The sequence below is a fragment of the Paenibacillus sp. FSL F4-0236 genome, assembly GCF_038000135.1.
In the GTDB taxonomy this organism is placed as follows: domain Bacteria; phylum Bacillota; class Bacilli; order Paenibacillales; family Paenibacillaceae; genus Paenibacillus_AQ.
In genome coordinates, this window is record NZ_JBBOBK010000001.1 from 1,217,800 (window position 1) to 1,244,341 (window position 26,542).

The window sequence follows — 26,542 nt, forward strand, 5'->3', positions numbered from 1 at the left end:
TAAGTGCTCCTTTTTCTGGGGGAATTATCCTATGTATTATGTATTGATAGCAACATTATGGACGGTTTCTCTTTCGGAGCTGCCCCAAAAAATTAAAGAACAGGCAGGTCACGATGAAAAAATTCAAATTTGGCGAGATTAAGATAAAAAAAGTAGAGCCAGGTCAGTTAACAGACCGTCTTCTGCTCCTCAATCTCTACATTACTCAGGGGCTTACATTAATTATCGGTTTGATATGGATATTATTTCAGAAAAGAAATCCTTTTCAGCTATTAATTTTTCCAGAAAACGTACAATTTGTGGCATGGGGTCTTGGACTTGCTGCTGTAATGCTGGTAGTTGATTATTTATTGACTCATATTGTACCTGAAGAAAGCATGGATGACGGGGGAATAAACGACCTTTTATTTCGAAATCGGCCCGTATGGCACATTGTTGTAATTGCAGCTATGGTATCGATCTGTGAAGAGCTTCTGTTCAGAGGAGCCATTCAGTATTCCATTGGTCCTTATTGGACGAGTATTTTGTTTGCTCTTATTCATGTTCGCTATTTGCGCCACTTTGTACCTACCGGATGGGTATTCTTAAGCAGCTATGGTCTTGGATATATATACATTCAATCAGGAAGCCTATGGGCACCTATACTATGTCATTTCTTCATCGACCTTTTCTCTGGTCTGGTGATCCGCTACAGGAGGGAATCATGAGTGAGGAATTGAGCCGGTTGAAGTCTCGTCAGAAAAAGCGCAGTGGCGAAGGCAAAACTTCTGGCAAAAGTAAAAAAACGAATCCGCGATCGGAGGGGGCTCCTAGAAAGAGCAATCATTCCCGGACAACAACGGCAACTTTGTCAAGGAAAGCGCGCCGTCCTGCGGCTTCTGCGAAGGGATCTAACGCTGGAAACAAAGAGCAGGAAGAATCTGTTCCATCACGTTCGAATACGTATTCATCAGAACGGGTTCGGCTTAGTAAAATGTTTGTTAACTCTCTGATTTTCATTTTTGTAATATTGCTGGTAGCGCTCCTCTGGTGGGGAATTGAAGGGGCGCCGCCTTTGAGTACTTTATGGTGATTTTTTGGATTTGGGGATTGGTTGTGGTTGTGCTTTTGATCGCGCTAATCATTGCAGTGATTATGGTGAGTAACGCCTTTAGAAACAGAATTATTACCGAGGAAATAATTTTGAAGTCGCTCCCAGATGAGTTTGATGGATTTCGTCTCTTATTTATAACTGATATCCATCGCCGCCGCCTTCCAACAGCACTGCTGACTCCGTTAAAGGGAAAGGTGGGTGCTGTTTTATTAGGCGGTGATCTAACGGAAAAAAACAGTCCTCTGGATCGACTGACTGATAATATGACTTTAGTGACTTCTATTGCTCCTACCTATGTAGTACATGGAAATCATGATTATCGAGCTGATATTTCACTAGTTGATCAGATTATCCGGGGCAGTGGTGCAAAGCTGTTAATGGATGAGAATGTGCGTATTGAACGTGAGGGAGCTTCTCTTTGGTTAACGGGAGTGGATTTTCCGAAAAAGGGTGGTAACACTTCTTATCGTCCATTACCTGAATTAACGTCACGTGCTTCTTCAATAAATAACACTTGTCGTATCATTCTTGTTCACGATCCGCTCTGGTTGTCCAAACGTCAAAGTGTGCCAGCGGATCTGATATTAGCAGGCCACACGCATGGAGGGCAGGTCATTCTTCCTTTTTTGGGTCAAAGGCATGTGGAAAATTTCTATCATAAATATGATGCAGGAATGTTTCAATGGCCCAGAAGAGATGGGACAGGAAGGGATGCGAAGCTGCTGATTAGCAGAGGGTTTGGAACCTCTCACTTGCCGATCCGCTGGGGAAGTCCTGCTGAGATGCACGTGCTAACGCTCCGTAAAGAGAAACATTAGAAAACTGTCTTTGTACCGATTGAACGGGCGGACAAAAAAACAGGTAATCTCCTTTCCAACAAGGGGATTACCTGTTTTTATTTATCCTAATTAGGAATTAGCGCATCTTAAGCTCAATACTGCGAGGATCTACAAAGCTATAACCCTTGCCTTCAAGAGTAGTAAGCAGTTTATCCAACGCTTCAACTGTCCAAGGTAGCTCATGCATCAGAATATTACTGCCAGAATGCAATTGATCCGTCACATTTTTGATTAACTTATCTGTTTTTCCGGTTTCTTTCTCTTTCATTTCCCAGTCCAGTGATCCATTGGACCAGGTCATATACAACATCCCATTCTCAGCGGAAATCTTCTTCCCTACATCTCCGCCAGCACCATGTGGAGGACGGAAAAACTGAGGGGCTTCACCAATAATCTCCTTGACCGCATTTTGAACGTCTTCGATTTGCTTTTTGACCTCAGTGTAAGACTTGTCCTTCAACACAATATGATCCCAGCTATGGTTGCCGATAATCCCTCCGCGGTTATGAATTAACTCTAGAAGCTCGGGATGCGCTTTAACGCGGTATCCATTCACGAAGAAGATCGCTTTGGCCTGATGTTTGTCCAGAACATCCATTAACGGATTAATCATTTCCGCATCTTTGGGACCGTCATCAAAAGTGAGTAACACGACTTTTTTATTTGTAGTTTCCTCATTTGGGACGATGTCGTAATTTTTGTTCATATGGTACAGCAGTGGAATTTCAGCGGAGGCTTCATCCTTACTGGCTGTATTATTACTACCTGTAGTTCCTCCATCTGCTGACGCTTCAGGGGTAGGGCTGGCTGTAACTTCAGGGGAAGGCGCTGTAGTTTCTGCGCTCTGTGTAGCTGCCGCCGTAGGCGTATTGTTTGTGGTGTTTGTATCCTTTCCATTCGCACCGCTGTTGCCACAGGCTGTCAGCAGTAAGGTAGCCAGTAGGAGCACTGATGTCATTTTACCCACTTTTTTCAACTCGCTTTCTTCTTATTAGGTTGCATGAGCGGCAATCTTTCCGCGAACACTAAACATGATTTTACCATACAAGGAGGCTGGAAATATGAATACTTCGTCATTTTTATGTGGGGTGCTGATGGGCGTCGCAGCCAGTATGATTATGTCCAAAAAGCGGAATTCTCTAATGTCTTCGCTGGGGCAATCGGGCGGTTCCATGAGTGGAGCAGCAGATAAAGCAAAAGAAAAAATAATTGGTATGGCTACGACAGGGTTTGGAAACACTGCTGCTTCAAGCAGCAATGCAAGCAGTAATACAAGCAGCAATGCTCAAAGTAATGGTTCGAACAGCGGAACCTCTGAGCATAAAACGGAATCACCGGCAAAATCAAAAGAATCCAATCTCAAATTACTGAAGGATTTCATTCGCAACAATCCTGAAGTGAAGAGCGAAGTGGAGCAAATTCTTAAAGAAACGCATACTGCCATACCGGGATTGTAACCGTAAAGGACTCCTTCAGAATCATTTTGAGGATGAAATATTCCGCAGAATGATTCTTTTTTATATTCAAGGGCTTGAAAGTGGTTTATGAATTAGAATAAGCTCTTCAGTAGTGGCAATGCTTTAAGAGGATTTTATATATTTATTTTCGTGCATTTATCTCTGCAAAATGATAACATACATACATAGTAACCATTTTTGGCTCATTACTCGGGACTCATCATACATTATAATAAATGAGCTTGCAAAAGGAGGATCCTGTCATGAGAATAGAGCGATTAAGTCAAGATAAGATACGGATTTTCCTCACTTTTGACGACCTGAGCGAGCGGGGCATCCAGAAGGAAGACATGTGGCAGGAAGTTCCTAAGGTTCATGACCTGTTTACGGAGATGATGGACCAAGCATATAGTGAACTAGGTTTTGATGCTACCGGTCCGCTTGCCGTAGAAGTTTTCGCATTGCCCGCCCAAGGCATGGTCGTTATAGTGACCCGAGGAAAATATGATCACCATCAGTACGGTGCGTCCGGGGAAGAAGAATTGCCAGAAGAGATTTACGAAATGGAAGTTACTCTTGAACAAAGCGACTCCATTGTATATGCATTCCGCGATTTCGAGGTTCTTGTTGAAGCGGCACATGTGCTCATTGGTAATATTACTTCCCAGGGGAAACTGTATTCTTATAACAATAAATGGTATCTGTACTTCGATCCTAAGGAATTTGAAGAAACAGCGTTGTCAGGTCTTGTTGGCGTACTAGCTGAGTTTGGAGATTCCTCACCGGTTACTGAAGCTGTCCTCGATGAATACGGGAAGACAGTAATGCCGGAGAATGCAGTCCAGTTATTGTGCACTCATTTTAAGCGTCAGGATTAAATAGCATGATAGGGCTGATAAGCATCATTTTAGCTGATTAGCCCTATTCTTGTTCTTGATGGTATGGCGGTCATTCTTGAATTAAAGCTGTTATCTGCCTTGCTGTAATCAGCAGAATAAGGCGCTAGGGATATAGGGAGGTTATTCGGTGCTCGTGTTATCGGTTATTTCGTCGGCAGTAGCGCCGGGACTTGCTCTGCTGACCTTTTTTTATTTGAAAGATAAGTATGATCAAGAACCGCTTCATATCGTTATTAAGGTGTTCCTTCTAGGCCTTCTGATTGTATTCCCTGTTATGATCATTCAGAGAGGACTAATGCTGGGACTGAATGGCGGTCCTTATGTGGAGTCGTTTCTCATATCCGCTGGCGTGGAAGAATGTCTAAAATGGTTTGTGCTTTACCATATGATTTACAATCACACCGAATTTGACGAGCCATATGATGGGATACTATACGCCGTAGCGATTTCGCTCGGCTTCGCAACAATAGAAAATATAATGTACGCTTGGTATAGCAATGCATCAATCGGTTCCATGTTCCTGAGAGCACTGCTTCCGGTTTCTGGACACGCTATGTTTGGTGTAATCATGGGCTATCATTTAGGGAGAGCCAAGTTCTCAAAGGGAGCTAAAACAAAAGGGATTCTGTTAATCTCTATCTTGCTGCCATGGTTGTGGCATGGGATTTATGACTTTATTTTGAGTACGACAGCTAACTACTGGATATGGTTTATTGTTCCTCTGATGGCTATTCTATGGTACGGAGGGATGGGGAAAGTGGATAGGGCGAATAGCCGGTCCCCTTTCCGCTTTCTGAAACGAGAAGAAGAGGTTAACCTATAATCGAGATGGACACACTTATATTCAAAGGATTGTTCCTTAGCGGGAGATTCCAGAGAGGAGAGAGGTGTCTTTTTTTGCGTATAAAAGTCCGTATACTTTGCAAACAATGCGGTGAGACCTACATATTAAGAGGGATAAAAGAGCAGGGTGTGATTCAAACCGGCTTTAAGCAATGCCTTTGCAGTAATAGCAGTGGCTTTGAAATCGAAGAGAGAGCATAAGCGCTATGCTATGCAAATTTGGAGTGAAATCCCTCTATTCAAACACTTTAGTCATATTGTGTTACAGAAGGGTGCATAAGACTCCTAGTTTATTGTCAAACTAACGCCAATAAGCTATCGAAAGGAGTCTTGTAGCCCTATGTACAAAAGATTAAGTGCTGTAATGTTCCCGCTGACTGCGCTGCTGTTAATTGGAGCGCTCGTGTGGGGTTATCAGGAGAATCAGGAGAAGAATGCGATCCTAATTAAGGCGGAGAACCAATATCAGCGTGCCTTTCATGATTTGTCTTACCACGTGGAGCGTCTTCATGGAGAGCTGGGAAACACACTAGCTGTTAACTCCGCTTCTAACGGGATGCACCGCAAAGGACTTGTTAATGTGTGGCGGATGACCAGTGAGGCGCAAAATGAAATTAATCAGTTGCCACTCACATTACTGCCATTTAGCAAAACGGAGGAGTTTCTGTCCAAAATCTCAAACTTTTCTTATAAAGCTGGGATTCGTGATTTCGCTAAGAAGCCTTTGACAGATGGTGAATTGAGCAATTTAAAAGCATTGTATAAGAGCTCTGGAGAAATCTCAAAAGATTTGCAAGATGTTCAGAATAAAGTGATTGGTAGCCGTTTGCGCTGGATGGATGTTGAAACCGCATTGGCTACAGAGAATAAGGCAGAAGATAATTCGATTATTGACGGCTTTAAGTCGGTGGACAAACGTGTCGAAGGTTACCCGGACCTGGATTGGGGTCCTTCAGTTGCAAGCATTTACGATAAACGCTCTGTAAAAATGCTCGGAGGTACCCCTGTTTCAGTTGAAGATATCAAACGTAAAGCCATTAAGTTTGCTAATGCAGGCTCAAATGCTAAGGTAGACGTTAAAGAAAACGGAAAAAATACGAAGTGGCCTTCTTATACGGCTACAGTCAGTGGTTCGAATAATAAGCAGATTATCAGTATGGATTTCACCAAAAATGGTGGTTTACTGATCTCTTATTACGATAACCGTGAGATAGGACCTGCTAAGGTGACCCTAGAAGAAGCAGTTACTAAGGCGGAGCAGTTTCTTAAGAAAAAAGGATATCCTCATATGACTGCGGTTAATGCTGACCGTTATGATAATATCGGGAATTTAACCTTTGTAACGAGCCAAAATGATGTCTTGATTTATCCTGAGAAAATGACGATCCGCATTGGACTTGATACTGGGACAGCGGTTGGATTTGAGGCTAGCGAATATGTCAATGAGCATAAGGACAATCGTAAAATTCCAAAGCCAAAGCTGACTCTGGCGGAAGCGAAGAAATTTCTGAATTCGGATTTCAATGAGAATTACCATCGCATGGCGTGGATTAAAAATGATGACTCCGTAGAAGTCTTGACTTACGAATTTGGCGGAGAGGTAAATGGTACTCAGTATCGTATTTATCTTAATGCGGACGACGGCATTGAAGAGTCCGTGGAAGAAATCAGGCCTTCTTCAGGAGTAGAACAAAAGTGAAAAAACAGGGCGCATCCATTATTTGGATGGGCCCTTCTTTATTTTTGAAATTCAAATAATATTTATCTCATTGGGTGATATTCCCATGCTATAATCATTGTTAACTATACTGATTTGGCGGTGACATCTTTGTATCCTAAAATTAATGAATATCTATACATACAGGTTGCTTCCAGTGACGCTGCTGAAGCAGAAGTTGAATATAGATCGAGAATTGCAGAGACAGAGGACGACGCATTCCTGATTGAAATTCCTATGCAGGAGAGTGACGGTCGTCTGAAACGACTTTTTATGGGGGACGAGCTTTCGGTTTATTTTATTACTGAGGGTGGCATTAAAAATTACTTTAATACTCATGTTCTCGGGTTTAAAGAAGATGTAATTCGTATGGTCCGGATACAAAAACCAGAGGCGGATTCGATTTTCAAAATTCAGAGACGAAGCTTTTTTCGGGTGAATGCAGATCTTGAATTAGCTGTGAAGGATAGCTTTGGCAAAAGATTCCTTGTACGTACAGATGATATCGGCGGAGGAGGAACGTCTTTCTTGGTGGATCACCAAGTGAAGCTCGAGGTGGGAGCGAAATTATCCTGCTGGGTTCTAGTGCCTTATCGAAATGGTAGTATTGAGCATGTGGACTTTGAAGGTGAAGTGGTTCGGATTAAAAAGCTTGAAAACGGGCGCCAATTGGCCATGCTGAAATTTGTGGCTATTACGGATAATGAGCGTCAGAAAATAATACGTTACTGCTTTGAACGACAGTTTGATTTCCGCAACCGATAGGCATTTTTCTTAGCTCTATTAAGTGTTCTGATTTTGCACTGAAGTATAAACTGTGGTATAATTTTATAAGTCGCAGGCAATGCCTGCTTTTTTCTTGATAATATCATCAAGCATATCCATTTGTATGTGCTCCTTGATATTGCAGGAACGAACTTGACATCGCTAGATGCTTTTCTTATGAAAGAGTGTTTGAGGAGGAATGCCCCGTTGGATAGGCAGGGTACACATACTTACGACAGAATTAACGTCGCCATCGACGGACCTGCCGGGGCAGGCAAGAGTACTGTAGCCCGATTGGTAGCGCAGAAGTTGTCTTATATTTATGTCGATACAGGCGCAATGTACCGGGCAATCACCTGGTATATGATCCGAGAAGGCATAGAACCGGAAGATCAGAATCAAGTGAACCAGAAAGTTCACGATATGGTTATTGAGCTTATTCCGGAAAAAGACATCCAGAAGGTGCTGATTAATGGGGAAGACGTAACGCCGCATATTCGGAGTCTTCAGGTTAGCGGCCTTGTGTCGCAGTATTCGAAGATCGAAGGTGTAAGGTCCAGACTGAGTCATTTGCAGCGTCAGATGGCGCTTCGCAAAGGCGTTGTAATGGATGGCCGCGATATCGGTACGACCGTGCTGCCCGATGCCGAAGTAAAGATTTTTATGACGGCAAGTGTGGAAGAAAGAGCTCTCCGTCGTTATAAGGAATTGAGAGACGCGGAATCGGTGACGCTTCAGCAGCTTGAACATGATATTGCACAGCGGGATCGTCTGGATGAAGGACGGGAGATTTCACCGCTGCGACGTGCGGAAGATGCGATTCTTCTCGACACGACCTTTATGGATATCGATCAAGTCGTGGAGGCCATTGTATCCCATTGTAGATCTCATGTTGACGGGGAGAGAAATCATTTATGATTTATGTATTTTGCCGAAGATTGCTTCGCTTGATTTACGCAATTGTTTTCCCGCTTAAGATTGTGGGGGAAGAGAATGTGCCAAAGGAGGGCGGGGTGCTGCTCTGTGCCAACCATATTAGTTTGCTGGATCCGATGACTATCGGGATTAAGTTAGACCGTCAAGTAAAGTATATGGCTAAGGCAGAACTTTTTGAGGTTCCTGTGCTTGGCTGGCTCATTAACAAATTGGGTGCTTTTCCGGTCAAACGTGGTGGTGTAAGCAAAGAATCCATTAAAACGGCCCTTAACACACTTCGCGGTGGTAATGTCATGGGTATCTTCCCGGAGGGTACGCGTAACTCTGACGCCGGAGTTGCCAAGAAAGGTGCTGCAAGCTTTGCACTTCGAAGCGGTGCTGCAGTTGTTCCAGCCGCTATTGTCGGTGAGTACAAACCCTTTCGACGGATGGTTGTAGTCTATGGGGCTCCTATAGATCTCAGTCAATTTGCCGGTGCAGGAAGTGAATCTCTCGAGGCTGTTACCGATGTCATTATGGAACGCATCAATGAGATGAAGAAGTCGGGTATACCAACTGTTGGTTAAGGGATAAACGGAATCACAAATTTCGTCCTGTGCTATGATTAAATAACGGCATAGTCGCTATTTTTTGGAACATACTATCTTCAAGTGTAATTTGTAATACCAAGCAATGCTTGTTTTGAACTCTGCTATACGCAGGTTTAAATAAATGGGGTTTTGAATCGAGGAGGCTAATCACATGTCTGAAGAAATTAAAAATCAGGAAGCTACGGAGAGCAATGAAACCGTAGAAGCGGTGGAATCCGCTGTGACAGAAAATAACGGAGCTGTAGAAGTTGCTGCCGTTAACGAAGAAGAAGTGACTAACCAAGCTGACTTGGAAATCATTTCTCTGAAAAAAGGCGATACCGTGAAAGGAACAATCGTCAAAATTGAAGATAACCAAGCTTATGTAAGCATTGGATATAAATACGACGGTGTGATTCCGATTCGCGAATTGTCCGCAGTACAACTGGACAACGCTGCTGCAGCAGTAGAAGTTGGACAGGAAGTAGAATGTAAAGTTGTTAGCATCAACGACAACAAGGAAAGCCTTGTTCTTTCCAAACGTGCTGTTGATAGCGAAAAATCATGGGAAGATCTTGAGAAGTACTTTGCTTCCCAAGAAGCTTTCGAAGTTACTGTGGCTGACGTTGTTAAAGGCGGTCTAGTAGCTGATGTTGGAGCACGTGGATTTATCCCAGCTTCCATGGTTGAGCGTCACTTCGTTGAAGATTTCAGCGATTACAAAGGCCGTACCCTTCGCGTTAAAGTGAAAGAACTTGACCGTGAGAACAGTAAAGTAATCCTGTCCGCTAAAGAAGTTCTTGAAGAAGAGTTCGAAGCTAATAAGCTTAAAATTATGGCTGAACTGTCTGAAGGTCAAATCATTGAAGGTACTGTACAACGTCTGACCCAATTCGGCGCATTTGTTGATGTTGGCGGAGTAGACGGTCTTGTACACGTATCCGAAATCGCTTGGAATCACGTAGAGAAGCCTTCTGATGTAGTTTCTGAAGGTGATAAAGTACGTGTTAAAGTACTTAAGGTTGATCCTGAAAAAGGAAAAATCAGCCTGAGCATTAAAGCTGCTGCTCCAGGTCCTTGGGACTCTGCTGCTGGCGAAATCAACATCGGTGATGTTGTAACAGGCGTTGTAAAACGTCTTGTGAACTTCGGAGCATTCGTTGAATTGCTTCCAGGTGTGGAAGGTCTTGTGCACATTTCACAAATCTCCCACAAACACATTGCTACTCCACACGAAGTATTGAAAGAAGGACAAGAAGTACAAGTGAAAGTACTGGACTTCAATCCATCCGAGAAACGTGTTAGCCTGAGCATCAAAGAAACTGAAGAAGCTCCAGCACCTACTGCTAGACCTGAACGCAGCAACAGCAGAGACAGAGCTCCTAAAGAAGTTTTGAATAACCCTAACGTTTCTCTAAGCAACGAAGGCCTTAGCTTTACGCTTGCTGAACGTTTTGGTGACAAGTTGGACAAATTCAAAGGTAATAACTAATCCTGCTTTTTGAATATACGGGTAAAGTAATCGGCGAGCCCTCGATACGGGGGTTCGCCGATTCTCTTTTTCCAGTGACAGAAAGAATTTATTAAAGCTAACATGAGTGTTAGCCAATTTTAATGTTTTTTGCTATGATGAGTATCGTAAGGATGACAGGAGGAATGAATATGGCAAGACCCGTTGTGGCAATCGTTGGGAGGCCTAACGTCGGGAAATCGACGATTTTTAATCGGCTGATTGGCGATAGATTGGCCATTGTAGAAGATAAACCGGGGATTACACGTGACCGGATTTATGGTATTTCAGATTGGAACGGCAAGTCGTTCAGTGTGATTGATACCGGAGGTATTGAAATTGATGGAGATGACACGATTCTGAAATCAATCCGCGTTCAAGCGGAGCTGGCGATTGAAGAAGCGGATGTTATTGTATTTATGTGTGAGGCGAAGAGTGGTGTGACGAATTCAGATGAAGAGGTAGCTCAGATTCTGTTCCGTTCAGGTAAACCGATCGTTCTTGCCATCAATAAAGTGGATAATATGAAGCGTGCAGATGATATTTATGAGTTCTATAGCCTAGGTTTTGGAGATCCAATCGGAATTTCCGGTAGTCATGGTACAGGGCTCGGTGACTTATTGGACGCTGTCGTAGAACGTCTGCCAGAGAAAATAGATGATGAGTATGATGACGATGTCATTCGTGTAGCTTTGATTGGCCGTCCGAATGTAGGTAAATCCTCTTTGGTTAACGCAATTCTGGGTGAAGAACGCGTTATCGTTAGTGATATTGCAGGTACTACTCGCGATGCCATTGATACGCCTTTTGAACGTGATGGACAACGTTATGTGCTTATCGATACTGCAGGTATGCGCAAAAAAGGCAAGGTATATGAGAATATTGAGAAATACAGTGTTATGCGTGCGATGCGTGCGATTGAACGGGCTGATGTGGTTCTCGTTGTAATTAACGGTGAAGAGGGCATCATCGACCAGGACAAGCATATCGCTGGTTATGCACATGAAGCTGGTAAAGCGTCTATTTTTGTTGTAAACAAATGGGATGCCATTGAGAAAGACGACAAGACTATGCAGAACTTCGAGTCTAAGATTCGTGACCATTTCTTGTTTATGAGTTACGCACCGGTTGTTTTCTTGTCGGCTTTAACTAAACAGCGCCTGCAAAAACTGCTACCAGTGGTGCAGCATGTATCTCAACAGCATGCACTACGCATTACTACGCATCTGGTGAACGATGTTGTATCGGATGCCATTGCGATTAACCCTCCTCCAACTGACAAAGGCCGTCGCTTACGTATTAACTACGTAACGCAGGTTGCGGTGAAGCCACCGACGATCGTGGTGTTCGTAAATGACCCATCGCTGATGCACTTCTCCTATGAACGTTACTTGGAGAATAAAATCCGCGCGGCGTTTAATTTCGAGGGAACGCCAATCCGTCTCTTTACACGGCGCAAATCCGAAAACGAAGGTTAGGGGAGAAGAAGTGTGGCGCTTGAACTTCTGGTTATCGTTGTAAGCTATTTGCTTGGTTCTGTCAGCTTTAGTGTGCTGTTCGCCAAGCTACTAAAGGGAATTGATATCCGTCAATATGGGAGCGGCAATGCGGGGGCTACCAATACACTGCGTGTACTGGGAAAAGGTCCTGCGATATCTGTGCTAGTGCTGGATGTACTGAAGGGTGTTGCCGCAGTTTGGTTAGGAACTTGGGTAGGCGGCTGGGGAACCTGGGTTGCTGCTCTTTGCGGAATCGCTGCCATTGTCGGACATAACTGGCCGCTTTACTTTCGTTTCCGTGGGGGAAAGGGCATCGCTACTACGATCGGTGTTATGGCCACACTATGTTTATGGCCTGCACTGCTCGCTGGTGTTATCGCCATAGGATCTATCTTTATCACTCGTTACGTGTCACTTGGCTCGTTGATTTTTGTCGCGCTGACACCGGTCTTTCTATTGTTGACAGGATTTACACAGCCTGTGCTCTGGACCAGTATTATCATTGCGGTTTTTGCCTTCTGGCGGCACCGGACGAACATTGTTAAGATTGTAGAGGGCCGTGAGAACAAGATAGGCTCAAAAGTAAAAGGAGGGAATCGTGTTGTCTGATAAAGTAACCGTACTAGTAGCGGGGAGCTGGGGAACTGCGCTGGCAAGTGTGCTGGCTGCGAATCACTCGGAAGTTTATCTGTGGACACGTAACTCTGATCAAGCTGCCGAGATCAATGGTTCTCATATCAATAATAAGTATTTACCGGGGATTTCTCTGCCCGCAAACATCATTGCAACCACCGATCTGGAGACCGCAGTTTCCGGTTCTAAAGCGGTTGTTATTGTAGCCCCATCTTCAGGTATGCGACAGGTTGCTCGCAGTCTGAAGCCGTTCTGGAAGGATGAAATGCTATGCGTTCATGCTACGAAGGGCTTTGAGACTGAAAGCAAGAAACGGATGTCGATCGTTATTGCTGAAGAACTAGGCTGTGACGAAGGGCAGATTGTCGTTCTCTCCGGACCGAGTCATGCAGAGGAAGTAGTGCGCCTGTGTCCTACTACAGTTGTTGTGGCTTCACCTGATGATAAGCGTACTGCTGAAGCACAGGAATTGTTCATAAACAATGATTTTCGTGTATATACGAACCGTGATCAGGTAGGAGTAGAACTTGCCGGCGCACTAAAGAATATTATTGCACTCGGTGCAGGTCTATCCGATGGTCTAGGATTTGGGGATAATGCTAAGGCGGCGCTTCTGACACGTGGACTGGCCGAGATTTCTCGGGTGGGCGTCGAGCTTGGAGCGAATCCTTTGACCTTTGCAGGGCTTGCAGGTGTTGGCGATCTTGTAGTGACTGCTACGAGCCAGCACAGCCGTAACTGGCGTGCTGGCTTTATGCTCGGGCAAGGGAAACCACTGGATGAGGTACTGGAGTCGATGGGAATGGTTGTCGAAGGTATTCGTACCACGGAGGCAGCTTATGCCATTTCCATCAAGCTAGGGGTCCAAATGCCCATTACAGATCAAATTTATCATGTCCTTTTTAAAGGTAGAAGTCCACGTAGTGCTGTTGAAGCTCTGATGGGCCGTGATCGTAAACCTGAGCTTGAGGCAATATCTCAGGAAACTTGGGAGCAGTGGCATTCCTGATCCTGTTCACCTTTTTCCGCAATTTCTCATATGTTGTATTGGGGATTGACGGAGGAGGGATGAAAAGTGAGCAGAGATTTTTCCAAGGATGCATTGAACGCCATTAACAAAAAGGCGGGCAAGAACATTACGGAAAGTGCCGTCAAAAAGCTAGCCAGTACGGTCAAACCAGGAACTACGCAGAATGAAGCCCAGCTCCGCCAGTTAATTAAGCAGGTGTCATCGATGGCGAAAGTGCCGGTCAGTGAAGCTACTGTGCAGGAAATTATTAATGCCGTCAAAAAAGGCGGCGCAGGTTCCGGCACAATGGAGTCTTTAATGAAAATGATGCTTAAAAAATAGCTTTAGGTTGGGTGAGCAAAAGATCCAGAATCCATGAGATTCTGTTATCTTTTGCTCTTTTTTTATTTATTGTAAAACTCTCTCAGCTAAAATATCTTAATAATAATATATAAAAAATGATGTTTTTTTACAGAATAGGATAAGGTCATGATATAATAATCCCTAATATATTACAGGCGAATGGGGGCTTTGACCTTGGATCCGATGACAAAAATGTGGTTGTCCCTGATTGCAATGCTGATTATGGGACTGTCTGTATTTCTAATAACTTTTGCTCGGAGCAAAACAAAGGGACTGCTTAAAGCACTGCTATCTATCCTTGCGTTTGTCATCATGTTAGTTGGCCTATTGGGCGGAGTTGTTTCGATTATGTAAGCAGTTACATAATGTTGAGGAAGGAAGTAACATCATGAAATCGCAAAATGGCGTCACCGTTATGTTTCAACCTGAAGGTCGTAAAGCTGTGGTGAATCGTGGTATCTCGGTACTGGAGGCAGCTCGTAAAGCCGGAGTGACGATTACCACTCGCTGTGGAGGCAAAGCAGGCTGTTTGATGTGCAAGGTTAAAATTGCGACTGAAGAGGCCACAGCGCTGAGACCGCCAGGGGATATTGAACGACGTAAGCTTGGAACTACGTTAGAAGAAGGAGTGCGTCTGGCTTGTCAGGCTGCCGTATGGAGCGATGTGACCGTTCAGGTGCCAGAAGATCCACTTAAGGCTGCTGTACGCCGTAAGCTTGAAGCTGCGCGGCGTGGGGAAGAAGATGAGCTGTGGTAGTGTTAGATTGTCACCGTGGGAGGGACTCGGTTGGAGTTTATACGAAGAAAGAAGAAGCTAAAGGCAGGAGCAAGACTTTTTCTGGTAGTGATGTCAATCGCTCTTACTCTTTCCGGATGTCTGTATCCTGGAGAAGAAAAGCGTGCTAGCGTTAATTATCGAGAAAGTGTTAAGCGGATACAAGCAGCCGTTGATGATTTTCAACAAGAGGAAGGTGTGCTTCCGATCCTTAATGCGGATGAAGCTACTCCAAGATATGAAAAGTTCCGGATAGACCTAGGCAAGCTGAACAATAAGGGATATTTGGATGATATTCCGGCTACGGCTTTTGAACAGGGCGGAAGCGCTTATTTTCTTATTTTGAATGAGGAAAGTGATCCAGTTGTTAAGGTGATGGACCTTGTTACCGTTCAAAAGGTGAATGATGTGCAGCGTCAGATTAATCGTTATAAATCAGCTCATGACGGCTCTTTGCCCGTACTTGATGAGCTATATCCTGGACTTTACACCATTGATCATAAGAAGGCAGGAACAAGCTCCATATCATTAACTAGCGTCTATTCCGGGCAGGTTCTTGATTTCATCATGGATAAGGCTGGAACGGTCTATGTAGATTATGTCTTTGATATTATAGCTGCCATCGAAAAGAATGGTGGGGAACATGACGAGAAAAAAGATTTGCGACTAGATCTGGAGGAAGCTTCCTATTACGTGCCCGTGAAGTCTTTGCCGTATCTATGGATTAACAATCAGCCTGTCCCGCAGTCTCCTAGTTGAAGTGAAAGTTAAAGCTTAAGAGCGTCTAAGCTTCGGTTATATCCGAAGGATTAGGCGTTTTTGTGTTGTTCAGATATTGCCTTAACAGAAGCTTAATTGTCTTACATAAATCGTAGATGGAATTAAGGTTCAGTTTAATGGCGCGTAAGACTGGATTGCTAGAATGAAGGTAAGAAAGGAGATTCAGTTCAAGCTAGAAATAAATCATGAAATAATCGTAACCGTATAAAATTAGAGGCAAAAGGATGTAGATGAGATGAAACAAAAATTCATATGGACGCTTGCAGCGACCTTAGTCCTGACCCCACTTATCCCTACAGGCGCGTTGGCTTCTAGCAGCGTAGTTGAGGTTCCTTCTAAGACGCTTGAGAAGCTCGCTTCTGAGAAAGCAGCGCTTCTAACTGAACAATATGGGATAACCAGCGTGCAGTATGCCTTGATCGACAATGGAGTGATCAAAGTATCGGGACAAAGTGGATTTAACGACGCAGAAGGGAAAATCCCTTTAACGAAGGAAACAATCTATGGTATTGGCTCTACGAGCAAAATGTTTACGGCGTCAGCGGTCATGAAACTAGTTGATGAAGGCAAGATCAATCTCGATACTCCTGTCATACAATATATAACGGATTTTAAGATGGAAGATGAACGTTATAAAAAGATTACCCCACGCATGTTGTTGAATCACTCATCCGGTTTGCAGGGTTCGACTTTAACTAGTGCATTTCTATTTGATGATCCAGATACGTACGTACACGATACGCTGCTAGAGCACTTGTCTACACAGAAATTAAAGGCAGAGCCCGGAGCTTTCTCTGTTTATTGCAATGATGGATTCACGCTGGCTGAGATTCTTGTAGAAAGAGTCAGTAAAATGACTTTCACGGAATTCATTCATCACAATTTTGCAGTACCTTTGGGTATGAACCATACCATGACGCCACAAGATAAGGTAGATTCAAGCAAATTTGCCGGCCTTTACTCTCCTGCATATGAGGGGCAGCTTCCAACGGAGACGACCAATGCGATTGGTACAGGCGGAGTCTACTCTACTGCGGAGGATTTGGTCCGATTCTCGCAAATCTTTACTGGGAAGCGAGCAGATGTACTCTCAACCAAATCAGTACAGGCCATGGAGCAAGAAGAGTATAGAAAGGGATTTTGGCCCAAAGACGGGGATAATTCTGCTGACTACGGACTTGGTTGGGATAGTGTGCGATTATTCCCTTTTAACGATTATGGTATAAAAGCTCTTGTTAAAGGAGGAGATACACAGATGTATCAATCCTCTCTCGTCGTGCTTCCTGTACAGAATATGGCTGCAGCAGTCATTACCTCGGGCGGGAGCTCCTCAATTAATCAACTGCTGGCAAGTGAACTGCTCCTTCAGGCGATGAAAGAGAAGGGCGCAATTAAAGAAATCAAGCCAGATAAATCATTTGGCAAGCCAGTTAAGGCTGACATGCCAAAAGATCTTGTGAAATACGCAGGTTATTACAGTACTCTAGGTGATCAGTGGAAGGCAGCTATCAAAGACGGGGAACTCTTGTTATCAGGAATGACTGCTCCGGAACAAAAATTTATTTACACCACGGATGGAACTTTTGTTGATGAGGAAGGCAACACAAAGGTTAATTTTGTAAAGGAAAGCAACGGACGGACTTATTTGTGGATGAGCCAGTATATTTCGGTTCCTGAATTAGGCCAGCTTGCGTATTCTGAATATAAGGCGGAGAAATTGGAAGTTGCAGCACTGAATAAACAAACCGCAGATGCATGGGCAAAAAGAGAAGGTAAGTTATACTATCCAGTCAACGAGAAATTCAGTTCCATCACCTATATGAACATGATTAGGCCAACAATACAGACAAGTGAGGGTTATTTCAAAGCTATGAAGATAACAGGTCCAAATACGGCTGGGAGCCAGCACCAAATTCCTGGCATCGCGGGCCGAGATACATTTGATATTCTTTTCTATGCCAAAGAGGGCATAGAGTACTTTAATGCGGCTGGAACCTTGTATATGAGTGAGGACGGAGTGAAGCCGCTCTATAAAGGCAAATCGTCGATAGCTACGATACAAGCTGATGGTTATGCTAGATGGTTCAGTGTTCCCGAAACAGCGGCTGGAAAGAAAATGGTAGTTAAGATGCCAGCAAAAGGTGCTTTTATGGTATACGATGAAACGGGAGCCCTAGTGAATAACACGGTCATTAGTAGTAACAATGAGGTTGTACTACCTATTAAGGGCAATATTGTATTTGCCGGGAATGCCGGAGCTTCATTTGGTATTACGCTACTGAAATAGAGAGTAGATACGCATATATTGGATTGGGCCAGCTATTATAGCTGGCTATTTTGTTAGTTCTATCAATGAACCCTACCTCATATGATGGATGAGAAAGCTTCCGGGCGTCAGACGCCTTGCGGCGCGCACAACTAATTTTTAGAAATTACATTGCAAAATGCGCGATTATGGGTCATAAATTCGTTCCGGATACATATTATGATACTAGTCCAAATGCATGTCCGAGCATTCGGAGTTTAGCGCGGGGCCAGTACGTCCCGGTCGAAAGCAGCTAGGCTTCGGGCGGGCATACGATAAGTCCGGTTGATGTCCTGCAAGGGTCAGATTACCGGCGGAACGCGAAGTCGATGCTCTTCAGGCATTTTTTCTTCGGAGTAATATGAGGAGGGGATCTCTTTTGGAAAAAGTGGATATTTTCAAGGACATTGCCGAGCGTACCGGCGGAGACATTTATCTTGGCGTCGTCGGCGCGGTTCGCACGGGGAAATCGACATTTATCAAGCGCTTCATGGAAACAATTGTTCTGCCTAACATCACGAATGAGGCAGATCGGGTAAGAGCTGTGGATGAGCTTCCGCAAAGCGCAGCAGGCAAAACAATTATGACCACTGAACCTAAGTTCGTGCCTAACAACGCAGTCCAAATCAAGGTTGCGGAAGGGCTTGAGGTTAACGTTCGACTGGTAGACTGTGTGGGTTACGCTGTAGAAGGCGCTAAAGGCTACGAGGATGAGAATGGACCACGAATGATCTCTACACCTTGGTTTGAGGAGCCAATTCCTTTTCAGGAAGCGGCAGAAATCGGGACCCGTAAGGTCATCCAGGAGCATTCAACGCTTGGTGTTGTAGTAACAACAGATGGTACGATTGCAGAAATTCCGCGGAACTCGTACGTGGACTCTGAAGAGCGCGTCATTGCAGAGCTGAAGGAAGTGGGTAAGCCATTTGTGCTTGTCATTAACTCCACTCGCCCACGCAGTGAGGAAGCACAGCAGCTCCGTAGCGAGCTAGCCATCAAATACGATATCCCTGTCATGACACTCAGCGCAGCAAACATGACCGAAGAGGATGTAACAGGCGTACTGCGTGAAGTATTGTACGAATTCCCTGTTCATGAAGTAAATGTGAACTTGCCAAGCTGGGTCATGGTGCTTGGAGAGAATCACTGGCTGCGTAGTAGCTATGAGAACTCCGTTCGCGATACGGTAAAAGACATTCGCCGCTTGCGGGATGTTGACCGGCTCGTATCTCAGTTCACAGAGTATGATTTTATCGATAAAGCAGGCCTAAGTGGTATGAACATGGGTCAGGGTGTAGCAGAGATCGATCTGTATGCCCCAGAAGAGCTGTATGATCAGGTTCTGATGGAGGTAGTAGGGGTTGAAATCCGTGGCAAGGATCACTTGCTCCAGCTGATGCAGGAATTCTCACACGCGAAAAGGGAGTACGACCGTTTCTCGGAAGCTTTAGAAATGGTCAAGACTACCGGTTATGGTATTGCTGCTCCTTCACTAGCTGAAATGGCGCTAGATGAACCAGAGCTGATTCGTCAAGGCTCTCGCTTTGGGGTTCGCTTAAAAGCCACCGCACCATCTATTCATATGATTCGTGTTGATGTTGAATCTGAGTTCTCACCAATCATTGGTACAGAGAAACAAAGTGAAGAGTTGGTTCGTTATTTGATGCAGGATTTCGAGAACGACCCGATTAAGATTTGGGAATCCGATATTTTTGGGCGCTCCTTGCATTCCATTGTGAGGGAAGGTATTCAAGGCAAGATCGCGATGATGCCGGATAATGCGCGCTACAAATTGCAAGAAACGCTTGGTCGGATCATCAATGAAGGCTCAGGCGGACTTATTGCAATTATTCTCTAACTTAAATTTAAGCAGATTGGAAGAGTGGGAGAGATCCCACTCTTTTTATGCGTAAAAATAACGAAACTTGATTCCTAGTTCCTATAATAACGGTGAATCTGACTCAATTTTTTTTCTGAAAAGAAGAATTAACCTGGTCTTATAGGTCTATAAAATTAGATGGCAATTGGACGTTTATGCAAGCATAGATGATAATTTCTACTCCTTTTTTGTCTAACTGCTTGAATTTATGGATGGGCTGTATTACTATAAGTTTGTTGCGCTTCAAGGTCTATGGGCGCCAGTGTTCAGTAATAAACGGGATTATCACGTATATTTTACGTTTAAACGGAAACAGTGTATGATACCGGAAATTTACTCAGGGAGGTGAGAAAACATGAATAAATCTGATTTGATCAATGTAGTTACAGAAGCAACTGAACTTCCCAAGAAGGATGCTACTAAAGCTGTAGATGCGGTTTTCGAAGCAATTACAGAAGCGCTGCAAAGCGGTGATAAAGTGCAACTGGTTGGATTCGGAAACTTTGAAGTGCGCGAACGTTCCGCACGTAAAGGCCGTAACCCACAAACTGGTGAAGAAATCGAAATTCCTGCAAGCAAGGTACCGGCATTCAAACCTGGTAAAGCGCTGAAAGACGGAATCAAATAAAGATTTCTACATATCAATCCCATAGTCTTTTTAAGTAACAACTATGCCGCCCTCCAAGGCGGCATTTGTTTTTTGGAATAGCATGAGCTGTACATTAGGTTTAGAGGAGGATCAGCGATGACGGATAAAAATACGAGCGAAAATCCGCTTCCGACAGGTAGCGACTATATTGTGGTTAAGGCCAAAGAAAATGGCGTTCAAGTCATTGGGCTAACTAGAGGTACGGATACACGCTTTCATCATACAGAGAAGCTAGACAAGGGTGAGGTGTTGATTGCCCAATTTACCGATCATACCTCAGCAATGAAAATCCGCGGAAAAGCTGAAATTTTAACGAAACACGGACAATTGGAAAGTGAAAGCTGAAAAGCAGGCATAGCCTGCTTTTTTTCAAAATATAGTAAGGGTGAATGATCATATCCACTAAAAAAGTGGGTACTATGGATAAGGGGGCGTGTCCATGAACAAAGCCTGGTTGATTGGTGCCGTATTACTCTTGACTGCGACCTCTGCTGTTATTTTGCCGAAACTGGCAGACTTAGACTCATCCGTACAGCAGAGAAATGGGACAGTGGAGACTTTTACTGGCAGCCATAACATAGTGCTGGGCAATGACAATCTTGTTGATGTTCTGGGCGCTCTTCCGTTGACCTTATCCATAGATAGCGTTGGCTGGGAAGATCATGTTCTGTCACTGGATCTGAAAGTGAGCGGGAACGATCATGAACCTGAGGAACTCTATCAAAATATGGCTCAGGCCATTTCCTTTGCTATTCAGGAAACCTCGAATGTGGATCAACTTCTACTTCGCATTGTGGTAGAAGATAAATGGCTTGGTAGCCGCCGACTGCTGTTAGCTGGTGATATCAGACGTTCTGAATGGTCTTATACGCTGCAAGATGAACTTCAGTCTGCGGGTAATCTTCCTATATCGGATCGTCTCAAAACGGGCTTCCGCATTAGTGAAACCGAGCTCTGGAAGAAACAGTTCATTTATCCTTGAAAGGATTAAAAGAAACTCAGGCGTACCACAGTGCGTGACAAAAAAACATGTGATATAATAGACAAGATTGTGAACAAACGAATTATTATTATGTCAATGGCTTCGGAGGCTGAAATGAAACCGTACTGCATACCGCAACTGGCTAAACCCTACACCGACTACGACATGATTCAGAAGCATACGGATTTGCCGCCGTTTTCTGATGGCCGGGGTCATTTGTTATATATTTTTCTAAATCATGCTTCTTCTGCAAAAGGAAGTGCCGGAGAGTTGTACACGCTTGTGACAGCGCTTGTTCAACTAGGTCTGGACACGCATGAGGTCATTGACCGTTCGAATGATAGACGGGGGGGAGACCCTATGCGTTCCCGTCAATTGAAGGTACTAGCTGGCGATTACTTTAGCAGCTGGTTTTACCATTTGCTTGCAAAGAGTGATCAGATCGAGATGATTGGAATCTTGAGTAAGGCGATTGCAGATTTCAATGTCTTGAAAGCGAATCTCTACGTGAAGATGAGAGGCATACGCCTTTCGGCTGAACAATACTTGCGGCACATGGTACAGCTGAATATGCGGCTGTTCCTTTCTTTTACGCCTATGATTGAGAACTCCTTAGTGGAGCTGTGGGAAAAACTGCTGGCAGAATTCAGTCAGTGCGAGACCGTTGCTATTGAGCTTCTTCGTAGTGATGATCCTGCGAATGCAGGGAATGGCTATTGCTATTGGAAGATGATGGAGACTGCAACAGAGGAAGAACGTAAGCAACTTCAAGACCTGAACCTTGATCAGAAGGAATGGAAGATGCTAAAAATGAAATATAAATGTGATTCGCAACTGACGGACAAGCTTCATCAATCGCTTCAGTCTATTCAGGGACTATTGCAAAGCGTTAAAGACGAGAGTTTACTTAGAGAGCTAGAGATCGCGCTGGATCGTTTTCTCCTGCAGATGAAGGTCACAGGACAAGCAGCCGTGGAGGGTTAAGGGATGACTATGGAAAAAACGACAACTGCTGTGGGTGACAACAGCAAACCAAAAGAGCAGTTTGTACATTCCGTATTTGAGAGTATTGCTGGAAAATACGATTTGATGAATGACATCCTAAGCTTTCGCCGCCACAAGGCATGGCGTAAATTCACGATGAAGAAGATGGGGATGAAGCGCGGGGATTCGGCCGTTGACCTATGTTGCGGAACCTGTGATTGGAGCATCGCTTTGGCGGAAGCCTCACAGACTGGCAATGTAATCGGACTGGATTTCAGTGCAGGTATGCTTGAAGTAGGTCGCCGCAAAGTGGAAGAGCGCAAGCTTCAGGACCGTATTTCGCTGGTGCAGGGCAATGCTATGGAGCTGCCTTTTGAAGACAATGCGTTTGATTATGCAACGATTGGATTCGGACTACGCAATGTGCCAGATCCTGTTCAAGTGCTTAACGAAATGAAGCGGGTAGTAAAACCTGGTGGAATGGTTGTATGTTTGGAGCTATCCAAGCCGATGAAACAGCCGTTTAAAGGTGTATATTTCTTTTATTTCCAGCGTGTACTTCCATTGCTTGGTAAGTTATTCGCGAAAAGGTACGAGCAATACAAATGGCTGCCAGAATCATTGGCAATGTTCCCAGACCGGGAGCAACTGGCCACTATTTTCCGTGAAACCGGACTTCAAAAAGTGGAATCCTTCCCCTTGACCGGAGGCATCGCGGCATTACATATTGGGCTCAAGGAGAACAGGAATGTTTAAGAAAATCGGTATCTTTTTACAAATGATTAAGTTTGAACATACGGTATTTGCTTTACCCTTTGCCTTTATGGGTGCTTTACTGGGATCCGTTGTCATGAATGATAGCCTCCCATCCTGGAGTCAAATTGGCTGGATTGTAATCGCTATGTTTGGAGCACGAAGTGCAGCTATGGGATTGAATCGATTGATAGACCGAATCAGTGATGCCAAGAATCCACGCACAGCGGGAAGAGCGATTCCTGCAGGGTTACTTAAGATCGGTGAAGTTGTCATTTTTATAGGCATTTCGTTTTTCTTGCTCTTTTGGGCAGCCTTTAAATTGAATCCTTTGTCAGCTAAGCTGTTACCTATCGCTGTATTCCTTCTTGTTATTTATTCATTCACTAAGCGCTTTACATGGGCATGCCATCTTATCCTCGGCCTTACCATTGCGCTTGCACCGCTGGGCGGCTGGGTAGCTGTGACCGGTAGTGTGAATTGGACTTCAATGGTATTTTACTTCACAATTGTGTTTTGGACGGCTGGTTTTGATGTTATATACTCTTGTCAGGATGTTGAATTTGATCTTAAAGAAGGCTTAAAATCCATTCCAGTGCGATTTGGGGTCCAAGGTGCACTCGTTATTGCCCGTGTGTTTCACATTCTTACGGCGATTGGATTCGTATCGCTGCTGTTTTTGACGGATTTAAGCTGGTGGTATGTGGCTGGTATGATCCTCGCATATATTATTCTCTTTTATGAGCATTATATTGTATCTCCGAGTGATCTCAGTCGTTTACAGACCGCTTTTTTCACTATGAACGGCGTGCTAAGCATCGTGGTGTTCTCTTTCACTTTGATTGACTTGGTGGTGCATTTCAAAAAATGACGCTTACTAAACCGAAAAACTTCGTGGTTGGAATTACAGGGGCAAGCGGTGCTATTTATGGTATTCGTCTGATCGAAACGTTGCTATCGCTAGGCTACTCCGTTCATTTGGTAGTAAGTAATGCGGGCTGGCGCGTTTTTAAAGAAGAACTAGGTTATATCGCATCAGACCGGGAAGGCTTTTTGAACGAAAAGTTCAAAGGCTATCCCGGTTCTCTACTTTATCATCCTGTCGCTGATATCGGTGCATCTATTGCAAGTGGTTCGTTTCGTGTGGAAGGGATGATTATTATGCCTTGTTCCATGGGAACATTGTCTGCGGTTGCTAATGGAACCTCCGACAATCTGATGACTCGTGCTGCTGATGTTATGCTTAAGGAAGGACGTCCACTGGTCCTTGTTCCTCGTGAGACACCTCTGCATGCTATTCATCTTGAGAATATGTTGAAGCTGTCCCGTCTGGGGGTTCGGATCATTCCGGCAATGCCGGCGTTTTACTTTGGGCCACAAAGTATGGATGATCTGATTAATTTCATGGTGGGTAAAGTGCTTGACAGCTTTAATATTGAACATCAATTATTTCGCAGATGGGGGGATTGAAAGGATGGAGAATAACAGCCACACCATCATAGGCAAAATCAGCTATACTAACTCATGGCCGGTATTTCACAATTTTCATCCCTCTGCACTGAAATATCCGGCAGAGATGGTGAGTGAGGTACCTGCCATTCTTAATCAGGGGATGAGTCGTGGAACGATTCATGTGGGTGCATTATCCTCTTTTGCGTATGCTGAAGCCAGTGATAAGTTATTGCTGTTACCTGATTTATCGGTAAGTGCGGACGGTCCTGTGAGGTCTATTTTTCTTTTTTCTCGAGTGCCACTTGCACAGATAGGTACAGGTACGATTGCTGTTACGAACACTTCTGCAACATCGGTAAATTTGCTGAAAATTTTAATGGAAAAGGCTTTTGGCAATAAACCAGAATATATTAGCGCTAATCCTGATTTGGATGCTATGATGCATCAAGCAGATGCCTGCTTACTCATTGGTGATCATGCGATTAAAGCCTCTTGGCAGGATCAAGGGTATATCGTTACGGATCTGGCGGAGCTTTGGAAAGAATGGACGGGCTTAGGGATGACCTTTGCGGTCTGGGCAGTGAATCGAAAAGCTGCGAATGACAAACCGGAAGCCATTGCGGAGATTGCAGAAGCTTTTGCTGAGAGTAAACTGCGGGGATTAAGTGATTTAGATCCTATAGTACTTGCAGCCTGTTCGACAATTGGAGGAACTAAGTCTTATTGGGAAGGGTACTTTCGCAATTTAAGCTATGATTTTGGAGAAAGGCAGCAGAAAGGTCTGAACCTCTATTTCCGCTATGCCTATGAGATGGGTCTGCTGCCGCAGGCAGTGAAGATGGAGATTTGGAGTCATAAACTGTTGACACGGGTGAAGGAATGAAACGACTGCAAATATTCGGATTACTGAACAGAGACATGGATCAGATTGAAAAAGATTTGTACCGTAGCGTACAGGGTGATGACGACCTACTAACCGAGACTTCTCTGCATTTATTAAAAGCTGGCGGTAAAAGATTGCGTCCCGTATTTGTTTTGATGGGTGGGAAATTTGGAAAGTATGATCTTGAGAAGCTGAAGCGTGTGGCGATACCACTAGAACTAATTCATAGCGCTTCACTAGTTCACGATGATGTCATTGACGATGCAGAACTGCGCCGAGGTGAACTTACTGTTAAGGCCAAATGGGGCGATAAAATTGCCATGTACACCGGTGACTACATATATGCGAAAGCACTGGTGATGACGACGGAGCTGAAGAATCCGCGAATTCATCAGATTTTGTCCAAGGCTATGATAGAAATGTCGATCGGTGAGATGGAGCAGATTCGTGACTTCTTCAACAGTGAGCAAAGTGTGCGTCATTACCTGCGGCGGATTCGCCGCAAAACAGCGCTGTTGATTGCAGTCAGTTGCCAATTAGGTGCACTTGCTGCTGATGCTGAACCAGAGGTGGCTCGTCTACTTTATAATTATGGATATAATGTAGGGATGGCTTTCCAGATTCGTGATGATTTACTTGACCTCTCAGGCACCGAAAAGCAAATCGGTAAACCTCCAGGAAGTGATATGCGGCAAGGGAACATCACCCTTCCTGTCATTTATAGCCTGGAGGATGAAAGATTGCGAGCTCCGCTTCTTGAAGAGTTGAAGTCTATTCGTGAAGGGCACAGCACAGTAGGGCGTGCTATTGATCTTATTCTTTCTGGAGACGGAATTGCCCGTTCCGAGGAGCTGGCTTCGCGATATATCGCGAAGGCACTTGCTGCACTAGATCAGTTGCCAAACAACAAGACTAAGCGTAATCTGCGCGATATTGCCTTTTTTGTAACAGGTAGAGCTTATTAGTAT

General features: G+C 44.3%; 30 protein-coding genes. 29 read left to right on the forward strand and 1 reads right to left on the reverse strand.

What is annotated here, in order from left to right; all coding sequences use genetic code 11:
- Positions 1-113: 113 nt before the first annotated feature.
- The 3 genes from NSQ29_RS05495 to NSQ29_RS05505 are packed head-to-tail and all read left to right on the forward strand — an operon-like array spanning position 114 to position 1,911.
- Positions 114-707 (forward strand): CPBP family intramembrane glutamic endopeptidase, encoded by a 594-nt coding sequence (locus NSQ29_RS05495; protein ID WP_339242740.1) that lies wholly within the window; start codon positions 114-116, stop codon positions 705-707.
- Complete coding sequence (locus NSQ29_RS05500) at positions 704-1,072, forward strand: hypothetical protein (RefSeq protein WP_339242738.1); 369 nt, start codon at positions 704-706, stop codon at positions 1,070-1,072. Before NSQ29_RS05495 ends, NSQ29_RS05500 begins: the two co-directional genes overlap by 4 nt.
- Positions 1,066-1,911 carry a metallophosphoesterase gene (locus NSQ29_RS05505; protein ID WP_340971587.1) on the forward strand — a complete coding sequence of 282 codons (846 nt, stop codon included), beginning with the start codon at positions 1,066-1,068 and terminating at the stop codon, positions 1,909-1,911. Before NSQ29_RS05500 ends, NSQ29_RS05505 begins: the two co-directional genes overlap by 7 nt.
- 97 nt (positions 1,912-2,008) lie before the next feature.
- Here NSQ29_RS05505 and NSQ29_RS05510 read toward each other — a convergent pair whose 3' ends face one another.
- Positions 2,009-2,890: a polysaccharide deacetylase family protein gene (locus NSQ29_RS05510; protein WP_341126736.1), complete on the reverse strand. Its 882-nt coding sequence runs from the start codon at positions 2,888-2,890 to the stop codon at positions 2,009-2,011.
- A 103-nt stretch (positions 2,891-2,993) separates the two neighbouring features.
- On the opposite strand from NSQ29_RS05510, the gene NSQ29_RS05515 reads away from it, so the two are divergent.
- The 26 genes from NSQ29_RS05515 (at position 2,994) to NSQ29_RS05640 (ending at position 26,539) form a co-directional block, all read left to right on the forward strand.
- Positions 2,994-3,389, forward strand: coding sequence for a hypothetical protein (locus NSQ29_RS05515; RefSeq protein WP_042190229.1), 396 nt, complete (start codon positions 2,994-2,996; stop codon positions 3,387-3,389).
- Between the two features lie 263 nt (positions 3,390-3,652).
- Positions 3,653-4,267, forward strand: a complete 615-nt coding sequence (locus NSQ29_RS05520) for a genetic competence negative regulator (protein ID WP_042190227.1) — start codon at positions 3,653-3,655, stop codon at positions 4,265-4,267.
- A 148-nt stretch (positions 4,268-4,415) separates the two neighbouring features.
- The gene (gene prsW / locus NSQ29_RS05525) at positions 4,416-5,111 is read left to right on the forward strand and encodes a glutamic-type intramembrane protease PrsW (RefSeq protein ID WP_042129603.1); all 696 of its coding nucleotides are present in this window, start codon (positions 4,416-4,418) and stop codon (positions 5,109-5,111) included.
- Positions 5,112-5,471: 360 nt separating this feature from the next.
- Positions 5,472-6,830, forward strand: coding sequence for a germination protein YpeB (gene ypeB, locus NSQ29_RS05530; RefSeq protein ID WP_076284556.1), 1,359 nt, complete (start codon positions 5,472-5,474; stop codon positions 6,828-6,830).
- Between the two features lie 129 nt (positions 6,831-6,959).
- A complete protein-coding gene (locus NSQ29_RS05535) occupies positions 6,960-7,613 on the forward strand; it encodes a flagellar brake protein (RefSeq protein WP_042190221.1) in 654 nt (217 codons plus the stop codon).
- 207 nt (positions 7,614-7,820) lie between these two features.
- On the forward strand, positions 7,821-8,531 hold the full coding sequence (gene cmk, locus NSQ29_RS05540; protein WP_231573321.1) for a (d)CMP kinase: 711 nt from the start codon (positions 7,821-7,823) through the stop codon (positions 8,529-8,531).
- Positions 8,528-9,115: a lysophospholipid acyltransferase family protein gene (locus NSQ29_RS05545; protein WP_341124524.1), complete on the forward strand. Its 588-nt coding sequence runs from the start codon at positions 8,528-8,530 to the stop codon at positions 9,113-9,115. Before cmk ends, NSQ29_RS05545 begins: the two co-directional genes overlap by 4 nt.
- 175 nt (positions 9,116-9,290) lie before the next feature.
- Positions 9,291-10,610, forward strand: coding sequence for a 30S ribosomal protein S1 (gene rpsA / locus NSQ29_RS05550; RefSeq protein WP_197071234.1), 1,320 nt, complete (start codon positions 9,291-9,293; stop codon positions 10,608-10,610).
- Positions 10,611-10,780: 170 nt separating this feature from the next.
- Complete coding sequence (der, locus tag NSQ29_RS05555) at positions 10,781-12,106, forward strand: ribosome biogenesis GTPase Der (protein ID WP_042190218.1); 1,326 nt, start codon at positions 10,781-10,783, stop codon at positions 12,104-12,106.
- Between the two features lie 12 nt (positions 12,107-12,118).
- Positions 12,119-12,736 (forward strand): glycerol-3-phosphate 1-O-acyltransferase PlsY, encoded by a 618-nt coding sequence (gene plsY / locus NSQ29_RS05560; protein ID WP_042129592.1) that lies wholly within the window; start codon positions 12,119-12,121, stop codon positions 12,734-12,736.
- A complete protein-coding gene (locus NSQ29_RS05565; RefSeq protein ID WP_042190215.1) occupies positions 12,729-13,769 on the forward strand; it encodes an NAD(P)H-dependent glycerol-3-phosphate dehydrogenase in 1,041 nt (346 codons plus the stop codon). Before plsY ends, NSQ29_RS05565 begins: the two co-directional genes overlap by 8 nt.
- Before the next feature lie 66 nt (positions 13,770-13,835).
- Complete coding sequence (locus tag NSQ29_RS05570; RefSeq protein WP_042190213.1) at positions 13,836-14,111, forward strand: stage VI sporulation protein F; 276 nt, start codon at positions 13,836-13,838, stop codon at positions 14,109-14,111.
- A 195-nt stretch (positions 14,112-14,306) separates the two neighbouring features.
- Entirely contained in the window at positions 14,307-14,486 is a 180-nt protein-coding gene (locus NSQ29_RS05575; protein WP_042129589.1) for a DUF2768 family protein, read from the forward strand.
- A gap of 34 nt (positions 14,487-14,520) precedes the next feature.
- Positions 14,521-14,889 (forward strand): 2Fe-2S iron-sulfur cluster-binding protein, encoded by a 369-nt coding sequence (locus NSQ29_RS05580; RefSeq protein ID WP_042190210.1) that lies wholly within the window; start codon positions 14,521-14,523, stop codon positions 14,887-14,889.
- 30 nt (positions 14,890-14,919) lie between these two features.
- Positions 14,920-15,666 carry a DUF3939 domain-containing protein gene (locus NSQ29_RS05585; protein ID WP_256716305.1) on the forward strand — a complete coding sequence of 249 codons (747 nt, stop codon included), beginning with the start codon at positions 14,920-14,922 and terminating at the stop codon, positions 15,664-15,666.
- 256 nt (positions 15,667-15,922) lie between these two features.
- The gene (locus NSQ29_RS05590; protein ID WP_341124525.1) at positions 15,923-17,974 is read left to right on the forward strand and encodes a serine hydrolase domain-containing protein; all 2,052 of its coding nucleotides are present in this window, start codon (positions 15,923-15,925) and stop codon (positions 17,972-17,974) included.
- A 397-nt stretch (positions 17,975-18,371) separates the two neighbouring features.
- Positions 18,372-19,850: a stage IV sporulation protein A gene (gene spoIVA, locus NSQ29_RS05595; RefSeq protein WP_042129583.1), complete on the forward strand. Its 1,479-nt coding sequence runs from the start codon at positions 18,372-18,374 to the stop codon at positions 19,848-19,850.
- A 376-nt stretch (positions 19,851-20,226) separates the two neighbouring features.
- Positions 20,227-20,499 (forward strand): HU family DNA-binding protein, encoded by a 273-nt coding sequence (locus tag NSQ29_RS05600; RefSeq protein WP_036676223.1) that lies wholly within the window; start codon positions 20,227-20,229, stop codon positions 20,497-20,499.
- 117 nt (positions 20,500-20,616) lie between these two features.
- Positions 20,617-20,865 carry a trp RNA-binding attenuation protein MtrB gene (mtrB, locus tag NSQ29_RS05605; protein ID WP_042190204.1) on the forward strand — a complete coding sequence of 83 codons (249 nt, stop codon included), beginning with the start codon at positions 20,617-20,619 and terminating at the stop codon, positions 20,863-20,865.
- A gap of 94 nt (positions 20,866-20,959) precedes the next feature.
- A complete protein-coding gene (locus NSQ29_RS05610) occupies positions 20,960-21,502 on the forward strand; it encodes a hypothetical protein (RefSeq protein WP_340971569.1) in 543 nt (180 codons plus the stop codon).
- 69 nt (positions 21,503-21,571) lie between these two features.
- Positions 21,572-22,486: a heptaprenyl diphosphate synthase component 1 gene (locus NSQ29_RS05615; protein ID WP_341044231.1), complete on the forward strand. Its 915-nt coding sequence runs from the start codon at positions 21,572-21,574 to the stop codon at positions 22,484-22,486.
- A gap of 3 nt (positions 22,487-22,489) precedes the next feature.
- The gene (locus NSQ29_RS05620) at positions 22,490-23,242 is read left to right on the forward strand and encodes a demethylmenaquinone methyltransferase (protein ID WP_143764070.1); all 753 of its coding nucleotides are present in this window, start codon (positions 22,490-22,492) and stop codon (positions 23,240-23,242) included.
- Complete coding sequence (locus NSQ29_RS05625; RefSeq protein WP_042190197.1) at positions 23,235-24,110, forward strand: UbiA-like polyprenyltransferase; 876 nt, start codon at positions 23,235-23,237, stop codon at positions 24,108-24,110. Before NSQ29_RS05620 ends, NSQ29_RS05625 begins: the two co-directional genes overlap by 8 nt.
- Positions 24,107-24,709, forward strand: coding sequence for a UbiX family flavin prenyltransferase (locus tag NSQ29_RS05630; RefSeq protein ID WP_042190195.1), 603 nt, complete (start codon positions 24,107-24,109; stop codon positions 24,707-24,709). The genes NSQ29_RS05625 and NSQ29_RS05630 overlap by 4 nt, the downstream gene beginning before the upstream one ends.
- Before the next feature lie 4 nt (positions 24,710-24,713).
- Positions 24,714-25,574, forward strand: a complete 861-nt coding sequence (locus tag NSQ29_RS05635; protein WP_076299575.1) for a menaquinone biosynthetic enzyme MqnA/MqnD family protein — start codon at positions 24,714-24,716, stop codon at positions 25,572-25,574.
- A complete protein-coding gene (locus tag NSQ29_RS05640; RefSeq protein WP_340971565.1) occupies positions 25,571-26,539 on the forward strand; it encodes a polyprenyl synthetase family protein in 969 nt (322 codons plus the stop codon). The genes NSQ29_RS05635 and NSQ29_RS05640 overlap by 4 nt, the downstream gene beginning before the upstream one ends.
- The last annotated feature ends 3 nt before the right edge of the window (positions 26,540-26,542 follow it).

Bases quoted from the DNA above. Each gene is read 5' to 3' on its own strand.
- NSQ29_RS05515 (WP_042190229.1), top strand. From the start codon at position 2,994: ATGAATACTTCGTCATTTTTATGTGGGGTGCTGATGGGCGTCGCAGCC.
- NSQ29_RS05630 (WP_042190195.1), top strand. From the start codon at position 24,107: ATGACGCTTACTAAACCGAAAAACTTCGTGGTTGGAATTACAGGGGCA.
- NSQ29_RS05510 (WP_341126736.1), bottom strand. From the start codon at position 2,890: ATGACATCAGTGCTCCTACTGGCTACCTTACTGCTGACAGCCTGTGGC.
- NSQ29_RS05640 (WP_340971565.1), top strand. From the start codon at position 25,571: ATGAAACGACTGCAAATATTCGGATTACTGAACAGAGACATGGATCAG.
- NSQ29_RS05545 (WP_341124524.1), top strand. From the start codon at position 8,528: ATGATTTATGTATTTTGCCGAAGATTGCTTCGCTTGATTTACGCAATT.
- NSQ29_RS05610 (WP_340971569.1), top strand. From the start codon at position 20,960: ATGAACAAAGCCTGGTTGATTGGTGCCGTATTACTCTTGACTGCGACC.
- der (WP_042190218.1), top strand. From the start codon at position 10,781: ATGGCAAGACCCGTTGTGGCAATCGTTGGGAGGCCTAACGTCGGGAAA.
- mtrB (WP_042190204.1), top strand. From the start codon at position 20,617: ATGACGGATAAAAATACGAGCGAAAATCCGCTTCCGACAGGTAGCGAC.
- rpsA (WP_197071234.1), top strand. From the start codon at position 9,291: ATGTCTGAAGAAATTAAAAATCAGGAAGCTACGGAGAGCAATGAAACC.
- NSQ29_RS05520 (WP_042190227.1), top strand. From the start codon at position 3,653: ATGAGAATAGAGCGATTAAGTCAAGATAAGATACGGATTTTCCTCACT.
- NSQ29_RS05500 (WP_339242738.1), top strand. From the start codon at position 704: ATGAGTGAGGAATTGAGCCGGTTGAAGTCTCGTCAGAAAAAGCGCAGT.
- NSQ29_RS05635 (WP_076299575.1), top strand. From the start codon at position 24,714: ATGGAGAATAACAGCCACACCATCATAGGCAAAATCAGCTATACTAAC.
- NSQ29_RS05620 (WP_143764070.1), top strand. From the start codon at position 22,490: ATGACTATGGAAAAAACGACAACTGCTGTGGGTGACAACAGCAAACCA.
- NSQ29_RS05600 (WP_036676223.1), top strand. From the start codon at position 20,227: ATGAATAAATCTGATTTGATCAATGTAGTTACAGAAGCAACTGAACTT.
- NSQ29_RS05505 (WP_340971587.1), top strand. From the start codon at position 1,066: ATGGTGATTTTTTGGATTTGGGGATTGGTTGTGGTTGTGCTTTTGATC.
- NSQ29_RS05625 (WP_042190197.1), top strand. From the start codon at position 23,235: ATGTTTAAGAAAATCGGTATCTTTTTACAAATGATTAAGTTTGAACAT.
- NSQ29_RS05495 (WP_339242740.1), top strand. From the start codon at position 114: ATGAAAAAATTCAAATTTGGCGAGATTAAGATAAAAAAAGTAGAGCCA.
- ypeB (WP_076284556.1), top strand. From the start codon at position 5,472: ATGTACAAAAGATTAAGTGCTGTAATGTTCCCGCTGACTGCGCTGCTG.
- NSQ29_RS05590 (WP_341124525.1), top strand. From the start codon at position 15,923: ATGAAACAAAAATTCATATGGACGCTTGCAGCGACCTTAGTCCTGACC.
- NSQ29_RS05580 (WP_042190210.1), top strand. From the start codon at position 14,521: ATGAAATCGCAAAATGGCGTCACCGTTATGTTTCAACCTGAAGGTCGT.